Source organism: Amycolatopsis sp. cmx-4-83, from assembly GCF_046548815.1.
Taxonomy (GTDB): Bacteria; Actinomycetota; Actinomycetes; order Mycobacteriales; family Pseudonocardiaceae; genus Amycolatopsis; species Amycolatopsis pretoriensis_A.
The window spans coordinates 1-26,257 of the sequence record NZ_JAEBEF010000012.1; the positions used below are offsets into that span (position 1 = coordinate 1).

The 26,257-nt window shown below is 71.7% G+C and carries 26 protein-coding genes and 1 pseudogene; 11 read left to right on the plus strand and 16 right to left on the minus strand.

The window, feature by feature from the left end; translation table 11 throughout:
* A pseudogene (locus tag ACLJQM_RS34205) lies at positions 1 to 124 on the plus strand (IS481 family transposase); the annotation flags it as partial.
* On the opposite strand, the gene ACLJQM_RS34210 reads toward ACLJQM_RS34205, so the two are convergent.
* Both ACLJQM_RS34210 and ACLJQM_RS34215 read right to left on the minus strand, forming a co-directional pair.
* The gene (locus ACLJQM_RS34210; protein ID WP_410634507.1) at positions 121 to 762 is read right to left on the minus strand and encodes an IclR family transcriptional regulator; all 642 of its coding nucleotides are present in this window, start codon (positions 760 to 762) and stop codon (positions 121 to 123) included. The pseudogene ACLJQM_RS34205 and the gene ACLJQM_RS34210 sit on opposite strands and share 4 nt — an antisense overlap.
* Positions 759 to 1,613 carry a hypothetical protein gene (locus ACLJQM_RS34215; RefSeq protein WP_281506343.1) on the minus strand — a complete coding sequence of 285 codons (855 nt, stop codon included), beginning with the start codon at positions 1,611 to 1,613 and terminating at the stop codon, positions 759 to 761. The genes ACLJQM_RS34210 and ACLJQM_RS34215 overlap by 4 nt, the downstream gene beginning before the upstream one ends.
* A gap of 85 nt (positions 1,614 to 1,698) precedes the next feature.
* On the opposite strand from ACLJQM_RS34215, the gene ACLJQM_RS34220 reads away from it, so the two are divergent.
* The 3 genes from ACLJQM_RS34220 to ACLJQM_RS34230 all read left to right on the plus strand — a co-directional run bounded on the left by ACLJQM_RS34220 (position 1,699) and on the right by ACLJQM_RS34230 (position 5,511).
* Complete coding sequence (locus tag ACLJQM_RS34220) at positions 1,699 to 2,871, plus strand: homogentisate 1,2-dioxygenase (RefSeq protein ID WP_410634508.1); 1,173 nt, start codon at positions 1,699 to 1,701, stop codon at positions 2,869 to 2,871.
* Between the two features lie 80 nt (positions 2,872 to 2,951).
* Positions 2,952 to 4,760 carry a substrate-binding and VWA domain-containing protein gene (locus tag ACLJQM_RS34225; protein ID WP_410634509.1) on the plus strand — a complete coding sequence of 603 codons (1,809 nt, stop codon included), beginning with the start codon at positions 2,952 to 2,954 and terminating at the stop codon, positions 4,758 to 4,760.
* Between the two features lie 13 nt (positions 4,761 to 4,773).
* Complete coding sequence (locus ACLJQM_RS34230; protein WP_247015974.1) at positions 4,774 to 5,511, plus strand: hypothetical protein; 738 nt, start codon at positions 4,774 to 4,776, stop codon at positions 5,509 to 5,511.
* On the opposite strand, the gene ACLJQM_RS34235 is transcribed toward ACLJQM_RS34230, so the two are convergent.
* Positions 5,508 to 6,719, minus strand: coding sequence for an MFS transporter (locus tag ACLJQM_RS34235; RefSeq protein ID WP_410634510.1), 1,212 nt, complete (start codon positions 6,717 to 6,719; stop codon positions 5,508 to 5,510). The genes ACLJQM_RS34230 and ACLJQM_RS34235 overlap by 4 nt on opposite strands.
* Positions 6,720 to 6,811: 92 nt before the next feature.
* Here ACLJQM_RS34235 and ACLJQM_RS34240 point away from each other — a divergent pair, with 92 nt between their 5' ends.
* Positions 6,812 to 7,729 carry a LysR family transcriptional regulator gene (locus ACLJQM_RS34240; RefSeq protein WP_410634512.1) on the plus strand — a complete coding sequence of 306 codons (918 nt, stop codon included), beginning with the start codon at positions 6,812 to 6,814 and terminating at the stop codon, positions 7,727 to 7,729.
* On the opposite strand, the gene ACLJQM_RS34245 is transcribed toward ACLJQM_RS34240, so the two are convergent.
* Positions 7,696 to 8,724, minus strand: a complete 1,029-nt coding sequence (locus ACLJQM_RS34245; protein ID WP_410634513.1) for a hypothetical protein — start codon at positions 8,722 to 8,724, stop codon at positions 7,696 to 7,698. The two genes, ACLJQM_RS34240 and ACLJQM_RS34245, sit on opposite strands and share 34 nt — an antisense overlap.
* Before the next feature lie 156 nt (positions 8,725 to 8,880).
* Here ACLJQM_RS34245 and ACLJQM_RS34250 point away from each other — a divergent pair, with 156 nt between their 5' ends.
* Complete coding sequence (locus ACLJQM_RS34250) at positions 8,881 to 9,741, plus strand: DUF2470 domain-containing protein (RefSeq protein ID WP_410634514.1); 861 nt, start codon at positions 8,881 to 8,883, stop codon at positions 9,739 to 9,741.
* Here the strand turns inward: ACLJQM_RS34250 and ACLJQM_RS34255 are convergent.
* Complete coding sequence (locus ACLJQM_RS34255; protein WP_410634516.1) at positions 9,733 to 10,194, minus strand: PPOX class F420-dependent oxidoreductase; 462 nt, start codon at positions 10,192 to 10,194, stop codon at positions 9,733 to 9,735. The genes ACLJQM_RS34250 and ACLJQM_RS34255 overlap by 9 nt on opposite strands.
* A 22-nt stretch (positions 10,195 to 10,216) precedes the next feature.
* Between ACLJQM_RS34255 and ACLJQM_RS34260 the strand changes: the two genes are divergently transcribed.
* The 3 genes from ACLJQM_RS34260 to ACLJQM_RS34270 all read left to right on the plus strand — a co-directional run bounded on the left by ACLJQM_RS34260 (position 10,217) and on the right by ACLJQM_RS34270 (position 12,961).
* Positions 10,217 to 11,029 carry a CPBP family intramembrane glutamic endopeptidase gene (locus ACLJQM_RS34260; RefSeq protein WP_410634518.1) on the plus strand — a complete coding sequence of 271 codons (813 nt, stop codon included), beginning with the start codon at positions 10,217 to 10,219 and terminating at the stop codon, positions 11,027 to 11,029.
* A gap of 40 nt (positions 11,030 to 11,069) precedes the next feature.
* The gene (locus ACLJQM_RS34265; RefSeq protein ID WP_247025419.1) at positions 11,070 to 12,257 is read left to right on the plus strand and encodes an arginine deiminase; all 1,188 of its coding nucleotides are present in this window, start codon (positions 11,070 to 11,072) and stop codon (positions 12,255 to 12,257) included.
* Positions 12,258 to 12,406: 149 nt separating this feature from the next.
* Positions 12,407 to 12,961, plus strand: a complete 555-nt coding sequence (locus tag ACLJQM_RS34270) for a ferritin (protein ID WP_247015986.1) — start codon at positions 12,407 to 12,409, stop codon at positions 12,959 to 12,961.
* A gap of 134 nt (positions 12,962 to 13,095) precedes the next feature.
* On the opposite strand, the gene ACLJQM_RS34275 is transcribed toward ACLJQM_RS34270, so the two are convergent.
* From ACLJQM_RS34275 to ACLJQM_RS34290, 4 genes are all read right to left on the minus strand, one after another.
* Positions 13,096 to 13,920, minus strand: coding sequence for a hypothetical protein (locus ACLJQM_RS34275; RefSeq protein ID WP_410634519.1), 825 nt, complete (start codon positions 13,918 to 13,920; stop codon positions 13,096 to 13,098).
* Positions 13,917 to 14,429 (minus strand): SigE family RNA polymerase sigma factor, encoded by a 513-nt coding sequence (locus ACLJQM_RS34280; RefSeq protein WP_360775467.1) that lies wholly within the window; start codon positions 14,427 to 14,429, stop codon positions 13,917 to 13,919. The genes ACLJQM_RS34275 and ACLJQM_RS34280 overlap by 4 nt, the downstream gene beginning before the upstream one ends.
* Positions 14,430 to 14,627: 198 nt before the next feature.
* Complete coding sequence (locus ACLJQM_RS34285) at positions 14,628 to 14,981, minus strand: DUF952 domain-containing protein (protein ID WP_410634521.1); 354 nt, start codon at positions 14,979 to 14,981, stop codon at positions 14,628 to 14,630.
* A gap of 103 nt (positions 14,982 to 15,084) precedes the next feature.
* Positions 15,085 to 15,966 (minus strand): DUF5926 family protein, encoded by an 882-nt coding sequence (locus tag ACLJQM_RS34290; RefSeq protein WP_360775090.1) that lies wholly within the window; start codon positions 15,964 to 15,966, stop codon positions 15,085 to 15,087.
* A gap of 53 nt (positions 15,967 to 16,019) precedes the next feature.
* Here ACLJQM_RS34290 and ACLJQM_RS34295 point away from each other — a divergent pair, with 53 nt between their 5' ends.
* A complete protein-coding gene (locus ACLJQM_RS34295; protein ID WP_410634523.1) occupies positions 16,020 to 17,186 on the plus strand; it encodes a cytochrome P450 in 1,167 nt (388 codons plus the stop codon).
* Positions 17,187 to 18,037: 851 nt separating this feature from the next.
* Here ACLJQM_RS34295 and mca read toward each other — a convergent pair.
* Both mca and ACLJQM_RS34305 read right to left on the minus strand, forming a co-directional pair.
* Positions 18,038 to 18,883, minus strand: a complete 846-nt coding sequence (gene mca, locus ACLJQM_RS34300; RefSeq protein WP_410634525.1) for a mycothiol conjugate amidase Mca — start codon at positions 18,881 to 18,883, stop codon at positions 18,038 to 18,040.
* Positions 18,880 to 20,226: a DHA2 family efflux MFS transporter permease subunit gene (locus ACLJQM_RS34305; protein ID WP_410634526.1), complete on the minus strand. Its 1,347-nt coding sequence runs from the start codon at positions 20,224 to 20,226 to the stop codon at positions 18,880 to 18,882. Before ACLJQM_RS34305 ends, mca begins: the two co-directional genes overlap by 4 nt.
* A 97-nt stretch (positions 20,227 to 20,323) precedes the next feature.
* Here ACLJQM_RS34305 and ACLJQM_RS34310 point away from each other — a divergent pair, with 97 nt between their 5' ends.
* Positions 20,324 to 20,914 (plus strand): TetR/AcrR family transcriptional regulator, encoded by a 591-nt coding sequence (locus ACLJQM_RS34310; RefSeq protein WP_360775104.1) that lies wholly within the window; start codon positions 20,324 to 20,326, stop codon positions 20,912 to 20,914.
* On the opposite strand, the gene ACLJQM_RS34315 is transcribed toward ACLJQM_RS34310, so the two are convergent.
* From ACLJQM_RS34315 to ACLJQM_RS34335, 5 genes are all read right to left on the minus strand, one after another.
* The gene (locus ACLJQM_RS34315) at positions 20,911 to 21,933 is read right to left on the minus strand and encodes a DUF4328 domain-containing protein (protein WP_410634528.1); all 1,023 of its coding nucleotides are present in this window, start codon (positions 21,931 to 21,933) and stop codon (positions 20,911 to 20,913) included. The genes ACLJQM_RS34310 and ACLJQM_RS34315 overlap by 4 nt on opposite strands.
* Positions 21,934 to 21,935: 2 nt before the next feature.
* Positions 21,936 to 22,295 carry a rhodanese-like domain-containing protein gene (locus ACLJQM_RS34320; RefSeq protein ID WP_286000623.1) on the minus strand — a complete coding sequence of 120 codons (360 nt, stop codon included), beginning with the start codon at positions 22,293 to 22,295 and terminating at the stop codon, positions 21,936 to 21,938.
* A gap of 52 nt (positions 22,296 to 22,347) precedes the next feature.
* Positions 22,348 to 23,976: a cation acetate symporter gene (locus tag ACLJQM_RS34325; RefSeq protein WP_410634530.1), complete on the minus strand. Its 1,629-nt coding sequence runs from the start codon at positions 23,974 to 23,976 to the stop codon at positions 22,348 to 22,350.
* On the minus strand, positions 23,973 to 24,323 hold the full coding sequence (locus ACLJQM_RS34330) for a DUF485 domain-containing protein (protein WP_410634532.1): 351 nt from the start codon (positions 24,321 to 24,323) through the stop codon (positions 23,973 to 23,975). Before ACLJQM_RS34330 ends, ACLJQM_RS34325 begins: the two co-directional genes overlap by 4 nt.
* 116 nt (positions 24,324 to 24,439) lie before the next feature.
* Complete coding sequence (locus ACLJQM_RS34335; protein ID WP_360775117.1) at positions 24,440 to 26,230, minus strand: cation acetate symporter; 1,791 nt, start codon at positions 26,228 to 26,230, stop codon at positions 24,440 to 24,442.
* Positions 26,231 to 26,257: the final 27 nt, after the last annotated feature.

A 26,257-nucleotide genomic window follows, 5' to 3' on the forward strand; every position in this document is an offset into this window, starting at 1 on the left:
AACCCAGCGCCGCGAAGCCCTCCCAGGCTGGCTACACACCTACAATCACCACCGCGGCCACACCGCACTCGCCGGCAAACCCCCCGCCAGCCGCGTCCCCAACCTCACAGGGCAATACAGCTAGCCGTCGGTCTTCAGGATGTCGGCCAGCCGGAGGGCGGCCGCGACGACCTGCGGGCCCACCTCGGCGGCCTTCAACGGCTCCATCGAGACGACGCCGACGCTCGCCTTCAGCCCCGGCACCCCGCGGACCGGGGCCGCTACCCCGGACGCCCCTGCTTCGAGCTCACCCGCCGACGTCACCCAGCCGTCGCCGCCCGGCCGCAGCGACATCGCCTTGCCCGCCGCGCCGGCGGTCAGCGAGTGCCGGCTCCCGACGCGGTAGGCGACGTGGAAGTTCGTCCACGACGGCTCGACGACGGCCACCGCAAGCGCTTGCGTCCCCTGCGCGACCGACAGGTGGGCGGTCGCGCCGACCTTTTCGGCCAGCTCGCGCAGCACCGGCCCGGCCGCGTCCCGCAGCTGCGGGAGGACCTGGCCGGCCAGCCGGAGCAGGCCGACGCCGAGCCGGACCTTGGTGCCGTCGCGCCAGACCAGCCCGCGCTCCGACAGCGGCACGAGCAGCCGGTAGACGGCCGCGCGGCTGGCCCCGATGGTGACCGCCAGCTCGGAGATGGTCGCCGCGTCGCCGCCGGCGTCGGCCACTGCCTGCAGCAGCGCCAACCCCCGGTCGAGCGTCAGCGACCCCTCCCGGCTGGTCACAGCAAGCCGAGTTCGCCCAGGTCGGCGACCGGCTCATCGAACGACGCGGCCGCGTACGACGCGAAGAGCGCCCGCACGGCCTTCGCGGCCGGCTCGGACAGCGCCCGGGCCTCGTCGGCCAGCGCCTGGGCGTCGGTCGACTCCAGCGCCGCCCGGACGTCGCCGCCGGCGAGGCTGCGCGCGGAGGCCACGAGCAGGTTGAGGAAGCCGTGGTGCACGAAGCCGGTGTCCGGGTCCGTGTGCCGCACCGCGCGGTGCAGGCTGTTCGTCGCCTTGAACGACGCCCCGCTCGATCCGGAGACCACGGCGAGGAAGTCCGCGACCTCGTCGACGTTGGGGAAGTTCTCCCCCGCCTTGCCGCCGCAGCGGATCTTCGGCCAGCTGCCGTGCTCGATCACCTTGCGCACGCCGTCCAGCCAGCCGACGCCGCGCCGCGGCTCGACCACCCGGATGACGTCCTCGGGGACGAACTCCGAGACGCGCTCCAGCCACACCTCGTCGACGTCCGACGGCGCGGGCATCTCGACCATCCGCAGCGCCAGCAGCTCACTGCGCGACTCGACGATCGAGATGGCCTTCGGGACGCCGCCGAGGCCGGTGTCGATGATCAGTGAAAGCGGCAGGGGCTGCTTCGGCTTGATCTTGATCAGCTCGGTGATCAGCTCCGGCAACCGCGAGGCCTGGCAGAGAAAAACCCCCAGGACACCGGCGTGTTCGGACTCCCGGCTCGCGAAATGCGCGCGCAGGGCTTCGGGCATGGCCGCATCGCCCGGAGGGAACAGCGCCGAGTCGTCGACGAGCCTCGCGAACAGGGGAGGAATCCCACGGGGGCCGGGGGGCGTGAGTTCCACAGCGCTTGACACGACTGACACGCTAGTAGCGTACGGCATGAGGACAAAATCGTCCGCACAGCGGACACGTCTGGAGGGCACGGCGATGCCTTACTACCGGCAAGTAGGCGAGATCTCGCACAAGCGGCACACCGCGTTCCGCAAGCCGGACGGCGGCCTCTACGCCGAGGAGCTGATGGGCGTCGAGGGCTTCTCGGCCGACTCCGCCCTGCTCTACCACCGCGGCCTGCCGACGGCGATCGTCGACGCCGTTGCGGTCGAGGAGGACCGCGGCTCGCTGACGCCGAACCTGCCGCTCAAGCCGCGGGCCTTCAAGACGCAGGAGCTCAAGTTCGGCGGCGAGACCGACGCCGTGACCGACCGGCGCCGGCTGTTCGGCAACAACGACGTCACCATCGGCTTCGTCACCGCGACCGCGCCGAGCCCGCTGTACCGCAACGCGGCCGGCGACGAGCTCTTCTACGTCCACGGCGGCTCCGCGACGGTCGAGACGATCTACGGCAGCATCGACATCGGCGACGGCGACTACCTCGTGCTCCCGACGTCGTGCACCTACCGCGTCGTCCCCCACGGCGAGGTCAACCTCTTCACGCTCGAGGCGCGCGGCCACATCGGGCCGCCGAAGCGGTACCTGTCGGCGAAGGGCCAGTTCCTGGAGCACGCGCCGTACTGCGAGCGCGACATCCGCGGGCCGTCGTCGCCGCTCGTGGTGGACGGCGAGGACGTCGAGGTGCTCGTGCGGCACCGCGCGGGCCTCACGCGCTACACGTACGCGACGCACCCCTTCGACGTCGTCGGCTGGGACGGCTGCCTCTACCCGTGGGCGTTCAACATCGACGACTTCGAGCCGATCACCGGCCGCGTGCACCAGCCGCCGCCCGTGCACCAGACGTTCGAGGGCCCGAACTTCGTCGTCTGCTCGTTCTGCCCGCGGAAGGTCGACTACCACAAGGACTCGATCCCGGTGCCGTACAACCACGCGAACGTCGACTCCGACGAGCTGATGTTCTACGTGCGCGGCAACTACGAGGCCCGCAAGGGCTCGGGCATCGGCGTCGGCTCGCTGTCGCTGCACCCCTCCGGGTTCACGCACGGCCCGCAGCCGGGCGCGGCGGAGGCGTCGATCGGCGCGGAGTTCTTCGACGAGACCGCGGTCATGGTCGACACGTTCGCGCCGCTGGACCTCGGCGAGGCCGCCGACGCGTCCGAGGATCCCGGGTACGCGTGGACGTGGTCGCGCCGCGGACCCAAGGGATAGTCAAGTTTCCCGAATTACCGTCCCGTTCCCGTTCCGCTGCCGGATAATGAGATTTCCGGTGGCGGAACGGGGAGGGTTCGATGATCAATTCCCAACCAGCACGGCGAAAGAGAAAGATTCTCCCGTTCCTGGCCGCGATCGTGGTCGCCGCCGGGCTGATCATCGGGATCCGCGCCTGGACCAGCGACTCGGGTGACGAGGCCGAGGCGCCGAAGTGCACCGGTTCGGACGCCGTCGCGCTGAACGTCGCTTCGTCACCGGAAAAGGCCGGCATCGTCCAGGAAGCCGCGAAGGCCTACTCCGGCCGGACCGTGGCCGGCCATTGCGTCGACGTCGTCGTGAAATCGAAGTCGTCGGGCATCGCGATGCAGGCACTGGCGAACGGCTGGAACGAGGCCACCGACGGCCCGCGCCCGGACGTCTGGACGCCGGCCGCGAGCGGCTGGGTCAACCTGCTGCGCGTCAACGCCAAGGGCGACACCGGGTCGATCGTGCCGGACGGCGACCCGCAGTCGGTCGCGAACTCGCCGCTGACCGTCGCCATGCCGAAGCCGATGGCCGAGGCACTGGGCTGGCCGGCCAAGCCGATCGGCTGGAAGGACCTCGCCACGCTCGCCACCGACCCGGCGGGCTGGGCGAAGTACGGCCACCCGGAGTGGGGCAGGTTCCGGCTCGGCAAGACGAACCCGAACATCTCGACCGCGGGCCTGAACGCCACCATCGGCGCGTACTACGCGGCCACCGGCACGTCGTCCGACCTCACCGCGGCCGCGCTCGAGAAGCCCGAGGCCCGGCAGTTCGTCACGAACATCGAGCAGGCGATCGTGCACTACGGCGACAACACGCTCACCTTCCTGACGAACCTGCAGAAGGCCGACGACCGCGGCGCGGCGCTGTCCTACATCTCGGCGGTGACCGTCGAGGAGAACTCGCTGATCGGCTACAACCTGGGCAACCCGACCAACGACCCGGCCAAGGTCGGCCAGCACGCGCCGCCGAAGGTGCCGCTGGTCGCGCTGTACCCGGCCGACGGCACGCTCAACTCCGACCACCCGTTCGTCACGCTGAACTGGGCCGACCCGACGCGCAAGCAGATCGCCGCCGACTTCCTCGGCTACCTGCGCGGCCCGGAGACGCAGCAGCGCTTCGCCGCGCTCGGCTTCCGGTCGTTCGAGGGCAAGCCGGGGCCGCAGGTGACGACCCAGAACGGTGTCCAGCCGGATGCGAAGATCAACTTCATCCGGCCACCGTCCCCGACGGTGCTGTCGAAGCTGCTGGCGTCGTGGACCGAGCTGCGCAAGAAGGCGAACGTGCTGCTGGTCGTGGACGTCTCGGGCTCGATGGGTGACGAGGTGAAGGGCACCGGCAAGAGCAAGATCGACCTGGCCAAGCAGGCCGCGATCGACGCGCTCGGCCAGTTCGTGCCGCGGGACCAGGTCGGGCTCTGGCAGTTCTCCACCCATCTCGACGGCGACAAGGACTACCAGGAGCTGGTCCCGCTGCAGGCGCTGGGAAACAGCGGCAAGGAGACGCTCGCGATGCGGCTGAGCGGGCTGACGCCGCAGGCGGGCACCGGGCTCTACGACTCGTCGCAGGCCGCGTACGAGTACCTGAAGGCGCACCTCGACCCGGCGGCGATCAACGCGGTCGTGGTGCTGACCGACGGCCGCAACGAGGATCCCGGCGGCGTCGACCTCGACCACCTGCTGCCGCAGCTGCGGCCGGAGGGCAACGCGGAGACGGTCCGGCTGTTCACCATCGCCTACGGCTCGGACGCCGACCAGGACGTGCTGAAGCGGATCGCGGAAGCGACCGAAGGATCGGAGTACGACTCGTCCAAACCGGACTCGATCAACCAGGTCTTCACCTCCGTGATCTCGAACTTCTGAGATCCTGCCGGTCATGAAGTTCGCCCGTGAGCTCGCCGAACCGTGGGGGCTGCTGTTCGCCGTCACGTCGGCCGGGGTGGCCTGGGCCGTGCAGCTGCCGGTCGTCGCCGCCGTCGGGGTCGGGGTGGCGGTGCTCGCCGCGCGGGCGGGCGTCGCCGTCGCGACCCGCGAGAAGGAGCCGGAACAGCGTGCGGCGCGCGTGCTCGACGTCGCGCCCGGGTCGGCCGAGGAGAACTGGCTGCGCCGGGCCGAAAGCGCGGCTGAAGGCTTCGGCTCGCTCAGCGACTCGCTCGATTCGGGTCCGCTCGCCGACCGCGTCGCGGACATGGAACCGGTGGTCCAGGAGACGCTGGTGACGCTGCGGCGGCTGGCCGGCCGCGCGTCGGCGACCGGGAAGGCGCTGTCCCGGGTGGACCTCGACGCCGTCGGGAAGGAGCGGCGCCGGCTGGACCGCGAACTGCGCTCGGCGAGCGCGGAAGTGCGCGGCGACCTCGAACAGGCGCTGGCGGCGGTGCAGGCCCAGGCCGACGTGCACGCGCGGCTCTCCGGCGCGCGCGACAAGCTGCTGGCGCAGCTGCAGTCCGGCGCGCTCGGCCTGGACAGCCTGGTGGCGCGGGTCGCCGAGCTGACGGCCGCGACGACGGACTTCGCCGTGGACACCGGCGCCGTGCGGGAGCTGAGCGACCAGCTGGAAGGCATCCGCCAAGGCGTGCTGGAGACCGAGCAGGCGACGCGGAAGTCGCTGGGTTAGACGGCGACCGGCGTCCGGTCGCGCCGCGGCAGCAGCACCGGCGTCGCGAGGATGACGACGCCGGCGATCCCGATCGCGACCCGCGGACCCGTGACGCCGGCGAGCACGCCCCACACCGCGGTCAGCGCGGCGATGGCCGCCTTCGTGCTGACCGACCACGCCGAGAGCGTGCGGCCGGCGCGGTCCGGCGGCAGCTGTTCGAGCCGGTAGGTGGCCAGCACGGGGTTGAACACGCTGCAGCTGACGATCAGGCCCAGTTCGACGACCATGATGAAGACCAGCCCGCCCGTGCCGTGGGGCAGGAAGGCGAGCGCGAGGAGCCAGCAGGCCCGGACCGCGCCCGACGTCAGCAGCACGGGGTGCCGGCCGAAGCGCGCGACGAGCCGCGGGGTCAGCCGCGAGCCGGCGAGGCCGCCGAGGCACGGCACCGCGAACGCGAGCCCGTACTGCCACGGCGTGAGCCCGAGTTCCCCCAGCATCAGCACGGCGAGCAGCGGCTCGGTCGCCATGACCAGGCCGTTGAAGACCATCGTGTTGAAGAGCAGGGGACGCAGGCCGGGGTGGGCCAGCAGGAAGCGCCACCCGTCGGCCAGATCCCGCGCGCGCGGGCGCTCGGTGGTGCGCGGGCGCGGCTCGTCCCCGCCGATCGCGCGGAGCCCGAGCGCGGAGAGCAGGAAGCTGGCGGCGTTGGCCGCCACCGATGTCACCGGCCCGAGCACCGCGAACGCGGCCCCGCCGAGCGGCGGCCCGAGCGCGGTGGCCGTCCAGTTCGTCGACTCGAACCGGCCGTTGGCGACGAGCAGGTCTTCGGGCGGGACGAGCCCCTTCAGGAAGGCGCCGCTCGCCGAGGTGAAGGTGATGTCCGCCGCGGCGACGACCACCGAGACGGCGAGCAGCTGGCCGAAGCTCAGCACGCCGAGCGCGTAGCAGGCGGGCACGCTGAGCAGCGCGCCGAACCGGACCAGGTCCATGGCCACCATGACCGGGCGCTTGCGGCGCCGGTCGACCCACGGCCCGAGCGGGACGGCCACGAGTGCCCCGACGGCGGGCCCGATCGCGGCGAGCGCCGACACCGCCGCCGGACCGGCGTGCAGCACGAGGATGGCGAGCATCGGGAAGGCGCCGAACCCGAGCCAGGTGCCGAACGCGCTCACGGCGTAAGCCGTCCACAACCACCGGAACCGCCGCCCGAGCCGCCTGCGCATCACCGGGAGATCAAAGCGAGGAGTGGGTGGGCGGCGCAAACAACCGACGCGTCGGCGAGCCACAACGCGGCGTTGTGAACCTAGAGTCGGTCGCCGTGGACCTCGACGCAGTGCGCACCTTCGTGGCCGCCGTGGCGGCGGGCCGCTTCCAGGACGCCGCGGTGGATTTGTCGATCACGCAGCAGGCGGTCTCGAAGCGCATCGCGGCGCTGGAGAAGACGCTCGGGGCGAGGCTGTTCACCCGCACCGCCCGCGGCGCGAGGCTGACGGCGGCGGGCGAGGCATTCCTGCCGCACGCGCGCGAGCTGCTTTCGGCGGAGGCGCGAGCGCTCGCTTCGGTGCGGACCGGACCGTTGCGCGTCGACGTCATCGGCAGGCGCCTGTGCCCGGCGACGTTGCTGCGGGAGTTCCACGAGGCCCATCCGGAGATCGCGCTGGAGGTCGTGACCCTCTTCGACACCGCGGTCGCCGCGCTCCGGAACGCTTCGATCGACGCGACCTTCCGCGCGCTCGTGGAGGTGCCGCCGGACCTCGACGCGCAGTGGGTGTTCGACGAGCCCATCGAGCTGCTGTGCGGCCCGGGTCATCCGCTGGCCGGGTCGGCTTCGGTGACGCCGGCCGAGCTGGCCGGGCACCGGCTTTGGCTGCCGGGCATGGTGCCCGGGACCGAGTGGGGTGCCTACTACGCGGCGTTCGCGACGGCGTTCGGGCTGTCGATCGACGCGGCCGGGCCGAACTTCGGTACCGAGGTCGTGCTCGACACGATCGCGAAGTCGGCGGAGGTGGCCACGCTGCTGCCCACGGGCGCCCGGCTGCGGTGGCCCGCGGAGTACGACTTGCGGCGGGTGAAGCTCGAACGGCCGGTGCCGGTCTACCCGCATTCGCTGATCTGGCGCCGGGACGACGCGCACCCCGCGCTGAAGGCGCTGCGGACCCACTTGGGCAGGGGAACGCGGGCAGCCGAGGCGTGGTGGCCGGGTCAGCCGAGCCAGACCGTGCCCAGCACCGGGTAGCCCGGCAGGCCCGTCCGGGCCGCGCCCGGGCGGGGGACTCCCGCGATCCACAGGCGGCCCGTCGCCGCGATGTTCGCCGCCATCGACGGGTCCGCCTTCGGCAGGCGGAAGGCGACCACCGTGCCGTCGGCCAGCATCGTCAGGCCGCTCAACCGCGCCGAACCGCGGCGGCCCATGCGGACCGGGCCGTCCAGGACCGCGCGCAGTTCCGTCCAGTGGTCGGCCGGCAGCGGACGGCGGTGGGCGAGCGAACGCAGGCCCGTCGCGAGCGCGCCCAGCAGCGCCCCCGCCGCGAACGCCCACGCGATCCAGCCCATGACCGGGAAGTCGAGCCGGACCCACAGTGCGAAACCGGCCAGTACCAGCAGGAACGCGGCCGTCGTGCGCAGCTCGCGGGCGAGCTGGCGGCGGTGCGCGGTGAGCACCGGGTCGAGGCGCGGCGAGCCCGAGCCGGCCGGGGCCGGTACCGCAACCGCACCCGGCGGCGGCGTCTCGTGCACCCGGGCGCGGCGAACGCGGACCAGCCCGGAGAAGCCGACGAACACCTTCGGGCCGCGGCCCAGCAGCCAGACGCGGCGGTGGCCGGCCAGCAGCAGCCGGTGGGCCTCGTCGAGGCGGACGCGCAGCCAGCGGCCGTCCGGCAGCCGGACGCCGACCGTCCGGCCGGCCACGACCAGGCCGTCGGCGGTGACGTCCACCTGCCGGAACGCTTCCCGCTTCAGCCGCTTTTCCGGTACGTAGACGTACGCGCGGTGGAGCCACCACGCCTCGACCGTGCCGGCCAGCGCGAGCGTGCCCACCGGCAGCGCGACGCCGGCGCCGGTGAAGAACTGGGCGACCCCGAACACCAGGAAGAGCCAGGACAGCAGCCGCTGGTCCGCGGTGCTCCGGCCGATCCGGTCGAGGTATTCGCCGAAGATCGGCAGCGCGCCGGACGGCATCGCGGGATCGAGTTCGAACGCGGGCACGCGTTCGGGAACCGGGACGATCTGCACGCTGGGCCCCCACCGTGTCGGCTTTGGTCAACGGCTTTTCGGTGAATCGGTCACCGGCGTTACCGGATACTCCGTTCAGCGGCACGCCGCCAGTGACCCGGGTGACTACCCAGACCGAGGGATTCAGGTTAGGCTCACCTAAGTAGGAGGTGAGCCGTGATCGAGGCACCGACATCCATCCGCCGCCCGCCGGCACCGAACCCCGCCGAGCGCGCGAAGACGATCGCCACTCGCAACGGGCCGGCGGCCCTGCGCACCCTGGGGTCGAACCCCAGGCCCCAGCCGGGGGCGAGCCCCCTGGACCCCCAAGAGCAATGGGTGCCCACCTGCGAACGCGCCGGCCTCGACGGCGAGCGCGTCGTCCCGGTCCTGCACCACGTGCACCACAGCGGCAGCGTGAGCGTGCTGCTGCCCGACGACCACCCGATGGTCGGCGCGGCGAAGCAGACCCAGCGCGGCGAGCTGGCCGTGCTGGTCGAGCTCGCCGACCAGGCGCCGGTCGCCCTGCGCGAGCCGATCCGCGGGCTGCTGTGGATCACCGGCTGGTTGCGGCCGCTCTCGCCGGTGTCCGCCCGCGCGCGGGCGATCGCGATCGCCGAATCGCGCCCGGACGAGCGCCTGCTCGACGTCGGCCACGGCGTCACGCTGCTGCGGCTCACCCCGGCGTCGCTCGTGCTCGCCGACGCCGAGGGCACGCACTCGCTGCGCCCGCACATGTTCAGCGCCGCGCCGCCGGACCCGTTCCACGACTACGAGGCCCAGTGGCTGCGGCACCTGGAAAGCGACCACTCCGACGTCGTCGGCCAGCTGGCGAAGCACCTGCCGGCGGACCTGCGGGCGGGGCGGATCCGCCCGCTCGGGCTCGACCGGTTCGGGCTGCGGCTGCGCGTCGAGTCCGAGGCGGGCGACCACGACGTCCGGCTGGCGTTTTCGAAGTCCGTCGACAGCCCGCCGCAGCTCGCGATGGAGCTGCGGCGGCTGGTCGGCTGCCCGTTCCTGCGGGGCGCGTCAGGCTAGTTCGGCGGGGAAGCCGCCCTTGGCGAGCGGGCCCCAGCTCTCGATGGTGACCCGGATGATGCTCTTGCCCTGCTTGACCATGGCTTCGCGGTATTCGTCCCAGTCCGGGTGTTCGCCGGAAATGGCGCGGAAGTAGTCCACGAGCGGCTCGATCGAATCCGGGATGTCCAGCACTTCCGCGGTGCCGTTGAGCTGCACCCACTGGTCGTTCCACTCGTCGGACAGGATGCACGCGGAGACCTGGGGGTTCCGCTTGATGTTCACGATCTTGGCGCGCTTCGGGTAGGTCGAGATGACCAGCCTGCCCTCGGCGTCGACCCCGCAGGTGACCGGCGAGAGCTGCGGCCCGCCGTCGGCCTTCGTGGTCAGCAGGATCGCGCGGTGGCGGGTGGACAGGAACTCGACGAGCGCGGCGCGGTCGACGGTTTCGTTGGTGGCGATGCTCCTCGGCATACCCCGAAGGTAGCGTGCGCGCATGACGTTCACCGCGCGATCGTGGCTGGCCCCGGCCCGCCCCGAGTTCCCCGGGACGATCGAGGACCCGGCGGAGCGCCGCGCGATCAAGATCGAGCTGGTGATCGTCTTCGGGATCACGCTCGGCCTCTCCGGCGTGCGCAGCCTGCTGTCCCTTGTGGACTCGCTGCTGCAGCCTGCGCCACTGGCCCAGCAGCAGGTCCAGCTCAACGTGCCCCAGGCCGCGGCGAGCCTGATCGACCTGCTCAAGCAGCTGCTCTCGGCCGCCCAGCTGGTCGGCTGGGGCGCGCTCGGGCTGTACTTCCTGTGGCGCGCCGGGATCAAGATCGCGCAGGTCGGGCTGGACCGCCGCACCCCCGGCCGCGACGCGCTGCTCACGCTCGGGCTCGCCGCGGTGATCGGGCTCCCTGGCCTGGCGCTCTACTTCATCTCCTACCACCTCGGCTTCAGCCTGGCGGTGCAACCGTCCACATTGAACGACACGTGGTGGCGGCCGGTCACGCTGACGCTGTCGGCGTTCGGCAACGCCTTCGCCGAGGAGGTTCTGGTCGTCGGCTACCTGCTGACCCGGCTGCGGCAGCTCGGCGTCCGCGAGAACAACGCGGCGTTCGGCGCCGCCGTGCTGCGCGGGTCGTACCACCTGTACCAGGGCTTCGGCGGGTTCGTCGGCAACTTGGTGATGGGGCTGGTGTTCGGGCGGCTGTGGCAGAAGACGAACCGGCTGTGGCCGCTCGTGGCCGCGCACACGCTGTTCGACTTCGTCTCGTTCGTCGGGTATTCGCTGCTCAAAGGTCACGTTTCCTGGCTGCCGTGAATAGGATCGGGTGGTGAACGACGAAACGACACCTCCCCGGGTGGACAGCGAAGTCGGACCCCTGCGCGCGGTGCTGCTGCACCGGCCCGGCAACGAGCTCAAAAGGCTGACGCCCCGCAACAACGACCAGCTCCTGTTCGACTCGATCCCGTGGGTCGACCGGGCCCAGGCCGAGCACGACGCGTTCGCCGAGGTGCTGCGCAGCCGCGGCGTCGAGGTGCTGCTGCTGGCCGACGCGCTCCGCACCGCGCTGGAGGACGACCGCGCCCACGCGGCGGGCGTCCACGCGGCCGTCGACGACCGGCGGCTCGGCGGCGACCTGGCCGACTCGCTGCGGTCGCACCTGTCCGGCGTCAGCGCGCCCGGCCTCGCCGAGGTGCTGATGGCCGGGATGACGTTCGAGGAGCTGCCGTCCGCCGAGGGCGCGTCGCTGGTGCGGATGATGAACCACCCGCACGACTTCGCCGTCGACCCGCTGCCGAACCTGCTGTTCACGCGCGACTCGTCGGCGTGGATCGCCGACCGGGTCGCCGTTTCGTCGCTGACCATGCCCGCGCGCCGCCGGGAAACCGCGGTGCTCGACCTGATCTACGCCTACCACCCGCGGTTCCGGCACGCGGCGCGCGCGTACGGCGCGCACTCCGCGCCGATCGAAGGCGGCGACGTCATGCTGCTGGCCCCGGGCGTGCTGGCGATCGGCGTCGGCGAGCGCACGACGGCGGCCGGCGCCGAGTCCCTCGCCCGCTCGGTGTTCGCCGACGGCATCGCGCACACCGTGCTGGCGGTGCCGATCGAGCAGTCCCGCGCGACCATGCACCTGGACACGGTGTGCACGATGGTCGACGCCGACGCGGTCGTGATGTACCCGCTGGCGCGCGACTCCCTCACGGCGTTCACGCTGCGCCCGACCGGCGACGGCGGCGTGAAGGTGGCCGGGCCGGCGCCGTTCCTGGTGGCCGCGGCCGAAGCGATGGAGATCGACCGGCTGCGCGTCATCGACACCGGCCTCGACCCGGTCACCGCCGAACGCGAGCAGTGGGACGACGGCAACAACACGCTCGCACTGGCCCCGGGCGTCGTCGTCGGCTACGAGCGGAACGTCGAGACGAACGAGCGGCTCGAGGCGGCCGGCATCGAGGTGCTGCCGATCGCGGGCTCCGAGCTGGGTTCCGGCCGCGGCGGGCCGCGCTGCATGTCGTGCCCGATCCACCGCGAACCGTTGCGATAAATGAAGTAAGCCTTCCCTAAATGCGCGCGACAATTTAGGGAAGGCTTACTTAAATAAGGTCTGTCTACTTTAGGAATGGTAACCCTAATAGGGGGTAGATCACCAGTACCGAGTGGTCTTTTCGCCAATCTTGACCTATTCTGATCCACATGGCCCTCACCAAGAAGAAAGAACCGCGCTCGAAGTTCTACGAACTGCTGCAGGCGCAGATCCACAACGAGTTCAACGCGTCCCAGCAGTACATCGCGCTCGCGGTGTGGTTCGACGCCGAGGACCTGCCGCAGCTGGCGAAGCACTTCTACAAGCAGTCCGTCGAAGAGCGCAACCACGCGATGGCGCTCGTGCAGTACATGCTCGACCGCGACCACCACGTCGAGATCCCGGGCACCGGCGAGGTGCGCAACGAATTCTCGGGCGTCACCGAGCTCATCGAGCTGGCGCTGGCGCAGGAGAAGGAGGTCGCCGTCGACATCTCCGCGATGGCGAAGGCGGCGCGGGCCGAAGAAGACTACATCAGCGAGCAGTTCACGCAGTGGTTCCTCAAGGAGCAGGTCGAGGAGATCTCCCAGATGAGCACCCTGCTGAACCTCGTCAAGCGCGCGAACGGCAACCTGTTCGAGGTCGAAAACCACCTCCACCGCGAGTCGGTCGGTGACGGCGGCACCGACTCGCAGATGCCGCCCGTGGCCGGCGGCGCGCTCTAGGGCTAGGTCGGCACAGCGGCGCGAAGCGCCTCCGTTGAGGGTGGCGGCGGGGGCATGGATGGACCCACCACGGTAAACCGGAAGCCCGGGCCCTCCCCCTGTGGATGGCCCGGGCTTCCGCGTGCGCCGGCCGATCAGCCGGCGCAGTCCTGGTTGACGCTCATCAGGCTCGTCTGCGCGACCCCGGCGTCCCCGAGCAGGAAGTGGTAGTCGGCGGCCGCGCTCGCCGGCGCGACGACACCGCCGGTCTCGTCCTTGGCCGTGGGGTAGGCGGCGAGCACCTGCTCCTTGGTGGCTCCGGCGCCGACCCCTTCGGCAGTGTGCGCGACGACGTCCGGGGTGACGACCACGAGCCCGACCACCTTCGAAATGACGACGCTCGCGGTGGCGGGCACCCCGCTGCCGTCCGCCTTGTAGACGGTGCAGCTCGCCCCGGTCTGCGCCTCGCTGAGCGTGACGCTCTGCGCGGTGACCTCGGCCTCGGACATGCCGAGCTTGAGCCGCCCGAAGCCGTCGGCCGCGAGCAGCGGCCCGGTCGAGACGCTCGGCAGCGCCGTCGGCTGGTGCGAAGACACCGGCCGCGACGGCTTCGGCGTCGTCGTCCCCGGCGGCGCGGCAACCTCGATGCTCTGGGTACCGGTCGGCCCCGGCGTCGACGGCTGCGGCGGCCGCCCCTGCGTCAGGTTCTCCGGCGGTTTGACGCTGATGTCGGTCCCGTCGGCGGACATCACCGCGGTGCCGTCCTCGGTGTGGATCCGGACCATCGTCAGCCCGGCCGCCACGACGACCACGGCCGCGGCGACCCCGGTGACGGCCTGCAGGTTCCGGCGCCGACGACGACGTCGTCCGGCACCGGCGACGATGGCCGCGCTCGCGTCCCCGGGCGGCGGCAGGTCCAGCCGCTCGTCGGCGAACATCGCGCGCAGGCGCTGCTCCAGCTCGTCCTCGGAGATGTTCAACCCGCGTCACTCCCTTCGCCCTCGTTGTCGGTCGCCTTGAGTTTCATCCGCAGCGACGTGATGGCCTTGCTGGCCTGGCTCTTGACGGTGCCTTGCGTGACGCCGAGAGCCCCGGCGATCTCCGCTTCGGAGAGCCCCTCGTAGTAACGCAGCACCATGACCGCGCGTTGCCTCGGCGGCAGCGTCCGCAACGCACGCCACAGCGGCTCGTGCTCGAACGGGTCGGCCGGCACGTGCGGGCTGGTGTCCGGCAGGTCGGCCACCAGGTTCTCGCGCCGCGTCCGACGCCAGCGGCTGACGTGCGCGTTCGCCATCGACCGGCGGACGTAGGCCAGCGGGTCGCCGGTCTTCTCGTGCACGTGGTGCCAGCGCGAGCCGATCTTCTCCAGCACGGTCTGCACCAGGTCGGCGGCGTCGTGCGGGTTGCCGGTGAGCGCGTGGCCGTACCGCAGCAGCCCCGGCAGGGTGGCCTGCACGAAGTCGCCGAAGTCGGTGAGCTCGCCGGGCAACGTCGCGGCCCTCCCTCGGCCTGCGCTGGCCACCCATGTATCTCCCCCGGTGAAGACGGGTGCCGCAGCCGTCACCGTATCGCCTCCCATCGGGGTCGGACAGCCAGAAGCCGACTCGCTTTCTCCCCCAACACGCATCACAGCCCCCTCAGGTTGCCTGCGTTCCCGCCCGAATCCGGACGGTTCGATCTGCCCACGTCAGCGGTGCGCGAGCGCGGACGGCAGCCGGAATCCCCCGCCGTCCACCTCGCCGAACTCGTGCACGCCGACGACCGCGGAGTGCGGCAGCGGCCCGTACACGTGCGGGAACCGGACCCCGGCCGGGTGCGGCGGCTCGCCGTCCTCCCAGCGGACCGGGACGCCGACCTTCCCCGGATCGATCTCGAGCAGCACCAGATCGGTGCGGCCCCGGTAGAGCGCGTCGGCCGGCAGGTGCGCCGTGCCGAAGTCGGAGCAGTGGATGAACCCGACGTCGTCCAGCGACAGCGGCCGGTACTCCCCGCCCTCGCCCACCTCGGCCCAGTCGGCCGCCCCGCAGATGTGGAGTATCACGCCGAGAATCGTCCCACCGGCGCGTTCGGTCGGCGGTGTCTCGTGCGCCACAAAAGCCCTGGTTGAACGCTCACCGAGTGTCGGACCACCCGGTGAGCGCCGATCAGCGCAGCGTGAGCTGACGGCCGATGAGCCCGTCCCGCGCGCGACGCTCGGTGGCGTTCAGCGGCTCGTCGTCGAGCGACTTGAGCGCCGTCTCGAGCCGGGCGCCGAGGGCGTCCTTCGCCTCGGCCCACTCGCGGGCGTGGGCTTCGGGGTCGAGGTCCCACACCGGGACCAACAGGCCGTGCGCCCGGAACGAGCCCGCGTACCGCGTGCCCTCGCCGAGGCCGAGCTCGCCGGCCGCGGACAGCCGCGCCAGCGCCTGGAGCAGCAGGTTCTCCGGCTCCGGCCGCACCCAGCGCAGGTGCGCCTTCTCGCCGGCGAGGACCCAGTAGGCACCCGCGCCGAGCCGTTCGGTGGGCATGATGGCGGCGTTCGCGCGCTCGAGCGACACCGCGACGTCCCCGCTGGCGTCGGCGTCTTCGGGCAGCCACCACGCGAAGTCGGTGTGCAGCGTGACGTCGAGTTCGGCACCCGGCGTCAGCAGGTCCTGCAGCCGCGCGTGCTCGTCGGCGGAGGGCGGCGTGGTGGTGTCCGGTACGCCGAGGACGTCGCCCTCCTTGGCGTCGAGCAGCCACTTCAGCGACCGGCCGAGGTCCCGGCTGATGTCGGAGGAGCGGGTCTGGACCTGCAGGCCGAGGTAGCGCTCCCCGTCCGACCGCACGAACGCGGCGGCCGCCATCGGCAGCACGGTGCCGAGCGTGACGTCCCCGCCGTCGGCGAGGGTCAGCTTGGCCGTCGCGGACGGCACGAACTCGCGCAGCGCGATCAGCTCGGGCTCCGCCGCCAGTCCCTCGAAGGGCTGACCGACGAAAACGTCGCGCACCTTCGGCTTGCGGTCCGCCGCCTGCTTGGGACCCTTCTTGCGCGCGCCCTTGCCCACTGCTGCCTCCTCTGGCTCGGCCTGGAACGCTATCGAAGGGTTAGTCTCGCGACGTGTTCGACCCCCGCGATCCCGAGTTCCTCGAAGACCCGTACCCGGCCTTCGCCGCCCTCCGTGCCCAAGGCGACGTCCATTTCCACGAAGGCCTGGGCATGGCCATCGCGGTATCGCACGCGGCCTCGTCGGCCGTCCTCCGCCACCGCGGCCTGGGCCGCATCTGGCAGGACGCCCAGCCGCTGGAGCGGTTCGCCTCGTTCAACCTCCTGCACCGCAATTCCCTGCTGGAGAACGAGCCGCCCGCCCACACCCGCCTCCGCCGCCTGATCGCGGGCGCGTTCGGCCGCGGCCACGTCCAGCGCCTGCGGCCGATGGTCGCCTCACTGGCCGCCGACATGGTCGACGACCTCGCCGCCGCCATCGCCACCGACGGCAGCGCGGACCTGCTGGAGCACCTGGCCCAGCCCCTGCCGGTCGCGGTGATCGCCGAGCTGCTCGGCGTGCCGGGCTCGGACGGGCCGCGGATGGTCGAGCTGTCCAACGCCATCGTGAAGATGTACGAGTTCGGCCGCCCGGAGTCGGACCGCGACGCCGCCGAGCAGGCTTCCGCCGAGTTCGTGTCGTACGTCCGCTCGGTGGCTTCGGCCCGCGCAACGGCCCCGGGCGACGACATCATCAGCGACCTCCTGCGCAGCGAGCTGACGCCCGACGAGCTGGTGGCCACCGCGGTGTTGTTGCTGATGGCGGGCCACGAAGCGACGGTGAACGTGCTCGGCAACGGGATCACGGCGCTGCTGACGCACCGGGACCAGTGGGAGCGTCTGCTGGCTTCACCTGCCCTTCTGGATTCGTGTGTGGAGGAGCTGATCCGGTTCGACGCCCCTCTGCAGCTGTTCGAGCGGACGGCCACCGAGGACGTGTCGATTCGCGGGTATGTCGTTTCGCGGGGCGAGAAGATCGGGGCGCTGCTGGGTGCGGCGGCGCGGGATCCGGAGGTGTTCGACTCGCCGGACCGATTGGACATCGGGCGGACGCCGAACGCGCATCTCGGGTTCGGGATGGGGATTCACTATTGCGTGGGTGCTCCTTTGGCTCGGGTGGAGATCGGGGCCGCGTTGAGCGCGTTGGCGGAGAAGCTGCCGGGGTTGAGGTTGGCGGAGACGCCGGCGCGGCGGCCGGAGTTCGTGATCCGCGGGTTGAAGGAGCTGCGGGTCACGGTGTGAGGCCGGACCGGTCGGCGGTGCGAAGCCGGGCTGCCCGTGCCGGGGCGCGGCCCGGGCAGCGGTCGGTGGGGCGAACGCGGCAGGCATTGAGCCGCCGGCCGGGCGGGGCAGCATTCGGCAGCGCGAGCGCCTGGCCTGGGCTGGCGGCGGTGCGAAGGCTGCCGGCCTGCGCCTGGCCGAACCGGTCGCGGCGGGCCGAGGCGGAGGTGAACCGGGCGGCCTGTGCCGGGGCGCGGCCCGGGCAGCGGTCGGCGGGGCCAACGGCGGCAGGCATCGGGCCGCTGGCCGGACGGGGCCAGCATTCGGCAGCGCGAGCGCCCGGCCTGGGCGATCGGCGGCGCGAAGCCGGGCTGCCCGTGCCGGGGCGCGGCTCGGGCAGCGGCCGGCGGAGCGAACGCGGCAGACATCGGGCCGCCAGCCGGACAAGGCCAGCATTCAGCAGCGCGGACGCCCGGGCTGGGCGGCCGGCGGCGCGAAGCCGGGCTGCCCGTGCCGGGGCGCGGCTCGGGCAGCGGCCGGCGGAGCGAACGCGGCAGACATCGGGCCGCCGGCCGGACAGGGCCAGCATTCGGCAGCGCGAGCGCCCGGGCTGGGCGACCGGCGGCGCGAAGCCGGGCTGCCCGTGCCGGGGCGCGGCCCGGGCAGCGGCCGGTGGGGCGAACGCGGCAGGCATTGAGCCGCCGGCCGGGCGGGGCAGCATTCGGCAGCGCGAGCGCCTGGCCTGGGCGGGCGGCGGCGCGAAGCCGGGCGGCCCGGTGCCGGGGCGCGGGCCGGGCCGGTCGAGGCGGAGTGAGCCGGGCGGCCCTGCGCCGGGACGGGGGCCGTGGCGGTGCGGGCGCGGGGCTTGCCGGTCATGGGGTCACTCCTGCGAAAAGGTCGTCCTCCTGCGCGGGGCCTGGGGCCGGGTGGGCCAGGTGGTAGTCCTCGTAGGGCCAGGCCTCGCGCTCGATCTCGCGCGAGTGAGCGAAGAACGGGTGCGCCGGGTCCACTTGGGTCGTGTGGGACAGGAGGGCCTTGTCGCGGGTGGCAAAGTGGTCGGCGCAGCGGATTCGGGTGGTCACCTTGAGGTTGTCTTCGGGCGGGAGCTCGGCGAGGACCTCGGCCATCGCTGACTCGAGGCCGGCGGCCAGGGTGGCTTCGTGGAGGGCGACGAACCACGCTCGGCTCAGGGTTGCCTGGTAGTACAGCTTCTGCGGTTGCCACGGGTCGCCCGTGCCCGGGTAGCGGGTGGGGTCGGCGGCCGCCGAGAAGGCTTCGACCGTTGCCTCGTGGGTGCGGATGTGGTCCGGGTGGGGATAGCCGCCCGTTTCGTCGTACGTGATCACTACGTGGGGGCGGAACTCGCGGATCAGGGCGACCAGCGGGGCGGCCGCCGCCGAGAGCGGGAGGGCGGCGAAACAGCCTTCGGGCAACGGCTCGCCGTCGGCCGGGAGACCGGAGTCGGTCAGGCCGAGGAAGCGGTGGCGGACGCCGAGGATCTCCGCGGCCGCCGCCATTTCGCGACGGCGGATCGCCGGGAGGTTCGCGCGGTTCTCCTCCGTGTCGACGGCCGGGTTCAGGATGTCGCCGCGCTCGCCGCCGGTGCAGGTGGATACCAGGACCTCGACGCCTTCGGCGGCGTAGCGGGCCAGGGTGGCCGCTCCTTTGCTGGACTCGTCGTCGGGGTGGGCGTGGACGGCCAGGAGACGCAGGCTCATCGGGGACTCCTCCGGGGAAAGAACGCGGCGGGGATCAGGGTCAGGGCCGACAGCGCCAGCGCCCACGTGAACGTCGTGCCGAACGCCGTCGGGGATGCCGACGCGGTCAGCTCGCGGTGCAGGATCGCGACCAGCAAGGCCGTGCCGAGGGAGCCGCCGATGCGGTTGACCACGTTGAACGCGCTCGCCGCGCGCGGGATGCGGGACCGCTCCAGGGAGCCGTACAGCGTTGTCATGCCCGGGGTGGTGGCCGCGCCGAGGCCGGCGCCGCGGACCAAGAGGGACAGGGTCAGGAGGAGACCGCTCGGGTGCGAGCCGAGCTGGGTGCACGCGATCGTGCCCAGCACCGACAGCCCGATGCCGGCCAGCATCAGCCGACGGGGGCCGAAGCGGTCCAGGAGACGGCCGCCGGCGAGCAGCACCGCCGCCGAGCCCAGGGCCTGGGGTGCCAGCAGCAGGCCCGCGCGCAACGCGCTCGCCTGCTCGACCTGCTGGTAGTACAGCGGCAGGAGCAGCATCGAGCTGTACAGCGACGCCCCGAGCAGGAACGTGCTCGCGCTCGCCACCGCGAACCCCCGGTTCCGGAACAGCGTCAGGTCCAGCACCGGCGACGCCGTCCGCGACGCGCGGACGCCGTACGCGAGCAGCAGCACCGCACCCGCCGCCGTGGCCACGAGGACGCCCTCGGACAGGCCGTAGACCAGCGCGCCGAGCCCCGGCGAAAGCAGCGCGATGCCGACGACGTCGAGCGGAGCGCGGACGCCGCCGGGCTCCGGGGCCGGGAGGAGGCGGCGGGCGAACAGGAACGTCGCCACGCCCAGCGGGACGATGCCGAAGAACATCCAGCGCCAGCCGAAGTCCGCCACCAGCGCGCCGCCGAGCATCGGGCCCAGTACCGGGGCGACCGTCGCCGGCAGGGTGATCACGCCGATCATCCGGCCCAGCGCCGGACCCGCCGCCTGCGCGAACACCGCCTGGCCGACCGGCTGCATGAGCCCGCCGCCCAGCCCGTGGAGCACCCGGAACGCGATCCGCGCCGGCGCCGACCACGCGAAGCCGCACAGCAGCGTGCCTGCCGTGAACAGCGCGACCGCGGTCAGCCACACCGCGCGGCCACCGAAGCGGTCGGTCAGCCAGCCCGACAGCGGGATCGCCACCGAGGCCGCCAGCAGGTACGCGCTCGCCACCCACTGCACCGTCGTCAGCGGGCTCCCCAGGTCACGGGCGATCGAGTCGATCCCGACGGTCACGATCGTCGCGTCCAGGATCGACAGCACCGCGCCCGTGATCAGGACCCCACCCAGCCGCCACAGCGCCGCGTCAGGACGAACTGCCGTCGTCATTCCCACCCCCCACTTCATTAGGTCGAACCTCAGATTAGGTCCGACCCACAGGCTGGGTCAAGCACAATCTTGGGTCCGACCCAGTAGAGTGACGGGCATGAGCGAGGGACTCCGTGCCCAGAAGAAGCACGAGACCAGGAAGACCATCTCGGACGTGGCCACGAAGCTGTTCATCCGCGAGGGCTTCGAGGACGTGACGATCGCCGAGATCGCCGCCGCCGCGCGGGTCGCCAAGATGACCGTCACGAACCACTTCCCGCGCAAGGAAGACCTGGTCTTCGACATCCGCGCGGACTTCGCGTCCTGGCCGGCGAACCTGGTCCGCGACAGCGTCTTCCACGACACCCGCGAGCTCTACTTCGAAGCACTGGGCGCGGAGCACGCGCTGGTCGGCTTCTCGGGCCCCGGCTTCGTGCGGATGATCAAAGAGAGCCAGGTCCTGACGAACGCCCTGCACGAGATGCACCGCGAGCGCGAGGCCGCCCTCACGCACCTGCTGATCCGGCGCCACCCCGAGCAGGGGCTCGAGCCGGTGCTCGCCGCCGCCCACCTCGCCACCGTGCTGCGGGTGCTCTTCCAGGAGGTCTTCGACCGGACCCTGGAAGACGAAAAAGGGATCGCCGACGCGGTGTGGCCCGCCGCCGAACAGGCCTTCGACCAGCTCGAACCGACGTTCGGCCGGTACTAGCGCGCGGCTCCGGCGGGTCGCGCGGTGCGCAGTTCGGGCTCCGGCGCGCCGGACACCTTGAGCACGCGCATCGAGCGCACGGCCCGCGCGTCCGACGGCGCCAGCAGGGCCGAGAACCGGCGGACCACCAGCGCGGTCACCACCGCGAGCGCGGCCGCGGCCAGGTCGGTGAACGCGACCAGCACGACGCTGTCGGCCATCGACTGCACGTCGTCGCGGAAGCGCCAGACGATCGACACGGCGAGCAGCACCCAGTTCAGCAGCCAGCCGCCCCACCACACCAGGACCTGGCGGGACGGCTTCGGGCGGACGTCACGCGGGCGGCTCAGCACCGCGTGCTCCAGCTCGCCGACGACCGACAGCGCCATCGGCAGGTTCACCACCGGCACGAGGACGCCGACCAGCACCTGCCACACCGGGCGTGGCGGGTCGTCGCCCGAGACGTCGGCCGCCGCCTGGCGCGCGACCAGCAGCCACCACAGCGAAAGGCCGGCGGGCAGCAGCGCGAGGATCGAGGCCAGCAGGCCCGCGGTGAGCACGAACCCGTCGGAGAACGCCACGACCGAGCGGGACAGCGCGGAATCGCGGCCCAGCACGAGCAGCACGTACCGCCAGATCTCCGCGCCGGCGGCGACCACGGCGAGCGCCGCGAAGCCGAAGAGGACGGCGATGAGGCTGCGGCTGAGCACCGGCACGCGGTCGATCGGGCGGATCTCGTCGGACGCCGTGCCGGGCACCGACGTCGGACGCCGCCAGACGAGGTTCGGGAAGCCCCAGCGGGGCGGGACCGGGTACGACGGCGGCCCGAGGTACCGCTCGGGCACGACCACCCGGCGCCGCGGCCACGCGCCGGGTGGCGGGGTGGCCACCCAGCGCAGCTTCGGCCGGTGAGCCGGGCGGTGGTGGTACGGGTACGGCTCCGACCGGGCGGCCAGCGTCCGGCCCTGCAGCTGCTGGGCGTTCGGCGGCGGGGCCTGGCGCGGCCAGTACCCCGGTGGAGGCGGCGGACCCGGGTGCAAGGCTAGATCACTTCGGGTTCGATGCCGGGGTGCTCGCCGACCATCGACCGGCCTTCGCGCTGCCAGGCGCCCATGCCGCCGGCGACGTTCACCGCGTCCCAGCCGCTCTGGTTGAGCCACGCGGTCGCGCGGGCGGACCGGCCACCGCTACGGCAGATCACGTGGATCGGCTGGTCGTCGGGCAGGTCGGTCAGCTCGCCGACGCGGGCGGGCAGCTCCCCCATCGGGATGTGCACGGCACCGGGCGCGTGCCCCGCGGCCCACTCGTCGTCTTCGCGGACGTCGAGCAGCACGAGGCCGTCCTTGGGCAGGTCGCGGACCTCGGCGGTCGGCAGTTCAGCAGGGCTCACCACGATCTCCATGCTGCCATGCGGGGGCGTTGCCCGCGCGTGAGGTCACGCCCCCGCAAGGTGGTCAGTGCGAGACGGCCTTCTCCGCGCCCGCACCGGTCAGCGCGCGCACCTCCATCTCGGCGTACTTCTTCGGGTTCCGCTCCTTCGACAGCACCGTGCCCAGCCAGCCGAGCAGGAACGCGGCCGGGATCGAGACCAGGCCCGGGTTGTCGAGCGGGAACCAGTGGAAGTCGACGCCCTGGATCATCGACGCGCTCTTGCCCGTCTTGGCGTCCACCGGCTTGCCCGACACCGCGGGCGAGAAGACGATCAGCACGATCGTGACCAGCAGGCCGCCGTAGATCGACCAGAGCGCGCCCTGGGTGTTGAACCGCTTCCAGAACAGCGAGTACAGGATCGTCGGCAGGTTCGCCGACGCCGCCACCGCGAAGGCGAGCGCCACGAGGAACGCCACGTTCTGGCTCTTCGCCAGGATGCCGCCGGCGATGGCCAGCGCGCCGATCACCAGCGCGGTGAGCCGGGCGACCTTCACCTCGCCGCCGGTGGAGACCTGGCCCTTCTTGATCACGTTGGCGTAGACGTCGTGCGCGAACGACGCCGACGCCGTGATCGTCAGGCCCGCGACCACCGCGAGGATCGTCGCGAACGCGACCGCGGAGATGAACCCGAGCAGCACCGGGCCGCCCAGTTCCAGAGCGAGCAGCGGCGCCGCCGAGTTCGTCGTACCGGGTGCCTTCGCGATCTTTTCCGGCCCGACGAGCGCACCCGCGCCGTAGCCGAGCACCAGCGTGAACAGGTAGAACACGCCGATCAGCACGATCGCCCAGACCACCGAGCGGCGCGCGTCCTTCGCGGTCGGCACGGTGTAGAAGCGCATCAGGACGTGCGGCAGACCCGCCGTGCCGAGCACCAGCGCGATGCCCAGCGACAGGAAGTCGAGCTTGGTCGTGCCGGTCTTGCCGTACTGCTTGCCCGGGTCGAGCAGCGCCGCGCCGCCCTTGCCGCCCTTGTCGACGGCGGCCTGGAACAGGTCGGACAGGTTGAAGCCGTACTTGCCGAGCACCCACAGCGTCATCGCGAACGCGCCGACGATCAGCAGCGCGGCCTTGATGATCTGCACCCAGGTGGTGCCCTTCATCCCGCCGATCAGCACGTACAGGATCATGATCACGCCGACGACGGCGATCACGACGTCCTGCCCCGCCTCACCGGAAATGCCGAGCAGCAGGTTGACCAGACCACCGGCCCCGGCCATCTGCGCCAGCAGGTAGAAGAACGAAACCGCGAGCGTCGAAACGGCGGCCGCCGCGCGCACCGGCGTCTGCTTCATGCGGAACGCGAGCACGTCACCCATCGTGAACTTGCCGGTGTTGCGCAGCAGTTCCGCGACCAGCAGCAGCGCGACGAGCCACGCGACCAGGAAGCCGATCGAATAGAGGAAGCCGTCGTACCCGTTGATCGCGATGGCGCCCGCGATGCCGAGGAACGACGCCGCCGAAAGGTAGTCGCCGGATATCGCGATGCCGTTCTGCGGGCCGGTGAACGCGCGCCCGGCGGCGTAGTAGTCCGACGCCGTCTTCGTGTTCCGGCTGGCCCGGAACACGATCACCAGCGTGATCGCGACGAAGACCAGGAAGATGATGATGTTGAGGGTGGAGTTGCTGCCCTCCACGCCCGCCGCGAGGTTCATCGGCGCGGTTCCCCTTCGATTTCGGCGCGGATCGAGTCGGCGACCGGGTCGAGCTTCCGGTTGGCGTAGCGCACGTACAAGCCCGTGATGACGAACGTCGAGACGAACTGCAACAGGCCGAAGACCAGGCCGACGGTGATGTTCCCGAAGAGCTTGGTGCCCATGAAACCGTGCGCGTAGTCCGCGAGGAGCACGTACAGCAGGTACCAGACCAGGAACAGCGCGGTCATCGGGAACACGAACACCCGCAACCGGCGGCGCAGGTCCGTGAATTCGGGACTTCCCTGGATCTGCTCCCAGTCGGTCTGCGGCTCAGCGCCACCGACGTCTTGTTCGGTGCTGCCCACGGTGGATCTCCACCTTCCCATATTTCTTGCTGGTAGAAACCAACGGAACGTATGGGTCGATCGTGTAGTTCGTAATCCCTCGATCGGGTATCAATTTCTTACTGACTGTCAGCGCATTACTTGCGGTGCCGGCCTCGACCGGCGATTCGCGTCTTTTCTTCGGCTTGTCCGAATCGCGCGACCGCCCTGTCCCGCATGAAGCCGAGCGGGTCGGGCGCGTGCAGCCGCAGCATGATGTCGTGGACGTGCTCCGGGCGGCCGTACCCGGTCGCACGGCTGACGAAGTACGTCGTGACGAACGCGGCCGGCACCGTGATCAGCGCCGGCTGGTTGACGAACCAGGGCGCCCAGTCGCCGCTGTAGCCGCTCACGACGTTGACGATCAGCGCGGCCAGCACCAGGCCGCCGCCGACGAACATCCCGGCCAGCGCACCGGGCCAGGACAGCTTGCGCCACCAGATGCCCAGCACCAGCAGGGGGCTGAACGTCGACGCGGCGAGCGCGAACGTCAGTCCGATCGACAGCGAGATGTCCTCCGGCCGCAGCGCGACCGCCAGCGCGATCGGAAACAGCGCGACCAGCCCGGTCGCCACGCGGAAGTCGCGCACCCGGCCGGGCAGCAGGTCGGTCGACACCACTCCGGCGACGCTCACCAGCAGCCCGGACGTGCTGGAGAGGAACGCGGCGAACGCGCCGGCCGCGGTGACCGCGCCGAGGATCTGCCCGCCGATGCCCGGCAGGATCGCCGAAGGCAGCCGCAGGATCGCCGCGTCCGTCTTGCCGGTGACCAGCAGCTCCGGGACGTACATCCGGGACAGCGCGCCCAGCAGCGTCGGGAACAGGTAGAACAGGCCCAGCAGCAGCAGGACGTGCACGGTGGTGCGGCGCGCGGCCTTGCCGTCGGGGTTGGTGTAGAAGCGGACCAGCACGTGCGGCAGGCCCATCGTGCCGAGGAACGTCGCGAACATCAGCGAGTACGTCTGGAGCAGGTCGGTGAGGCTGCCCGAGCCCGGGTGCAGCCAGTTCGAGTTGTCCGCGACCGAGTCGCTGACCACCGGCACCGGCGTGCCGGCCAGGAACTTCAGCGTCGTGCCCTCGGAAACGGTGTGCGGGGCCAGCGGGGTCCAGCGCGTCGGCCCGGCGGCCGGGCCGTTGTCGGTGCGGCCGTAGGCGTACAGGAAGGTGTCCGAGGTGACGTGCAGCGTGACGTCGGTCTGCACGTCCACCGTGGTGTCGCCGGTGAACACCGGCGGCGCGGCCGCGCCGAGCGGGCGGAAGCCGTCCGGGCCGCCGCCGGCGAAGAAGACCATGCACAGCACGAACGCGGGCACCGCGATGGCGAACAGCTTGAGCCAGTACTGGAAGGCCTGGACGACGGTGATCGCGCGCATGCCGCCGGCGATCACGTTGACCGCCACCACGACCATCACCGCGATCGCGCCCGTCCAGACCGGCACCGGGAGGATCGTCGCCAGCGTCAGGCCGGCGCCCTGCAGCTGCGGGACCATGTAGAGGATCCCGATGAACACGACGAACGCCGTCGAGAACCGGCGCAGGCCCTTCGAGCCGAGGCGCATTTCGACGAAGTCGGGCAGCGTGTACGCGCCGGAGCGCCGCAGCGGCGCCGCGACGAACAGCATCAGGGCGAGGTAGCCCGCGGTGAAGCCGATCGGGAACCACAGCGCGTCGGCGCCGTCCTTGAGCACGATTCCGGCGATACCGAGGAACGACGCCGCCGAAAGGTATTCCCCGGAGATCGCGGCGGCGTTGCGGCGGGACCGCACGGTGCGGCGGGCGACCAGGAAATCGTGCGTGCTCGTGGCGGAACGCGCGGAGCGGTGACCGATGAAGAACGTCACCACGGCGACCAGCACGATGCCGGTCAAGGCCCACGGGTTCAGCTGCACGGGGGAATCCTCGCACGACTCGGCGCG

What these genes read in the sequence shown, in the direction of transcription:
- ACLJQM_RS34220 (WP_410634508.1), top strand. Translation starts at nt 1,699, where the DNA reads ATGCCTTACTACCGGCAAGTAGGCGAGATCTCGCACAAGCGGCACACC.
- ACLJQM_RS34225 (WP_410634509.1), top strand. Translation starts at nt 2,952, where the DNA reads ATGATCAATTCCCAACCAGCACGGCGAAAGAGAAAGATTCTCCCGTTC.
- ACLJQM_RS34230 (WP_247015974.1), top strand. Translation starts at nt 4,774, where the DNA reads ATGAAGTTCGCCCGTGAGCTCGCCGAACCGTGGGGGCTGCTGTTCGCC.
- ACLJQM_RS34255 (WP_410634516.1), bottom strand. Translation starts at nt 10,194, where the DNA reads ATGCCGAGGAGCATCGCCACCAACGAAACCGTCGACCGCGCCGCGCTC.
- ACLJQM_RS34260 (WP_410634518.1), top strand. Translation starts at nt 10,217, where the DNA reads ATGACGTTCACCGCGCGATCGTGGCTGGCCCCGGCCCGCCCCGAGTTC.
- ACLJQM_RS34270 (WP_247015986.1), top strand. Translation starts at nt 12,407, where the DNA reads ATGGCCCTCACCAAGAAGAAAGAACCGCGCTCGAAGTTCTACGAACTG.
- mca (WP_410634525.1), bottom strand. Translation starts at nt 18,883, where the DNA reads ATGAGCCTGCGTCTCCTGGCCGTCCACGCCCACCCCGACGACGAGTCC.
- ACLJQM_RS34305 (WP_410634526.1), bottom strand. Translation starts at nt 20,226, where the DNA reads ATGACGACGGCAGTTCGTCCTGACGCGGCGCTGTGGCGGCTGGGTGGG.
- ACLJQM_RS34310 (WP_360775104.1), top strand. Translation starts at nt 20,324, where the DNA reads ATGAGCGAGGGACTCCGTGCCCAGAAGAAGCACGAGACCAGGAAGACC.
- ACLJQM_RS34320 (WP_286000623.1), bottom strand. Translation starts at nt 22,295, where the DNA reads ATGGAGATCGTGGTGAGCCCTGCTGAACTGCCGACCGCCGAGGTCCGC.
- ACLJQM_RS34325 (WP_410634530.1), bottom strand. Translation starts at nt 23,976, where the DNA reads ATGAACCTCGCGGCGGGCGTGGAGGGCAGCAACTCCACCCTCAACATC.